This window comes from Streptomyces termitum, from assembly GCF_014650175.1.
GTDB classification, from domain to species: domain Bacteria; phylum Actinomycetota; class Actinomycetes; order Streptomycetales; family Streptomycetaceae; genus Streptomyces; species Streptomyces termitum.
In genome coordinates, this window is the sequence record NZ_BMUL01000040.1 from 1 (window position 1) to 1,049 (window position 1,049).

The 1,049-nt window shown below is 48.3% G+C and carries 1 protein-coding gene; it reads right to left on the bottom strand.

Annotated features, from left to right (window positions below):
• Positions 1-223: 223 nt before the first annotated feature.
• The coding region (locus tag IE219_RS32690; protein WP_189983721.1) for a YbhB/YbcL family Raf kinase inhibitor-like protein at positions 224-1,049 on the bottom strand (826 nt) is incomplete at its 5' end.

The following is a 1,049-nucleotide window of genomic DNA, read 5'->3' on the forward strand; positions in this document are numbered from 1 at the left end:
CAAAAGTTGTAGGGGCGTAGCTGCCATCCTTGTGGCTTCATTTCAAGTGCTCTTTCAAAACAAATTAATTGGCAAAGGGATGTACATGAAAAGCGAAATCAATCAACTCGGGTTATCTGGAGAAGCCTGACTAATTTGCCGAGAGTTTTGGGGCTCCTCGACAGCGAACCAAAGCAAATGAATAAATAGCGAATGTCCAAAAAGAGTGCATGTGTTGCTTCAACTAAGGGTGAACGGATTTGAAAAAGCTGCCAGCAACCAAGTTTTGTAGGCCGGCTTGAGCACGGAAGGCCTTCAAGTCCATTGAACCGGAGAGGCTCGCTCGTAATTGCGGGTGTTGCTTGAGGGATGCCCATAATCCAGCGCCGTTTTCTTGAAAGACTAAGAAGACGTATTCATGCGTTCCGGTTCCTCGCTGAGGGTTAGGGGATGTGTAAGGAATGATGGGGGCAGTTGATGAGCTCAATGCTCCAGTGTTGCGGTTCACAGTCATCCCGGATTGAATCCAGATTGGCTTGGTAATTCGGGCTTGGGGCTGGAAGTCAACAAGCATTACGACGTATTTGTTCAAAAGCATCTGTGCTCCGGGCACGCTGAGTGGGCCACGCATGAAGGCGATCGAGAGGTTGGGCTTCGTAGCAACTCGGTTGGGTGTAAGTTGCTGAGCACCGCCAACGATCACCTCAGCATAGTGAACGTAGAGAGCTGCCTGGGGGTCAAAGATAGACAAAAGCTGAGGGAAAACTGAGCTTCCGCCGAAGGCTTTCTTCATGCTGCAGGCGTCATCTGCAGCATCGTTATTCATCACATCACAAACGTCTCGCTTGATGTTATTTGATCGCGTGACAGAAACGCCGACGCACAAGGCCATAACTAATGCCGCTAAAAAGGAACGCATGTTGGTTCTGGACGAGAAAATGTGTATAGCAAATGCGATTGTTTGGAGGTCGAAGGTTCTGGATCTCTTAGTCAGACGGCGAAAGAAAGATAATTGAAAGCTGCTTGCAAAGCTTGTTGGTTGAACGAACTGGGTATGTAATGGAATGAGA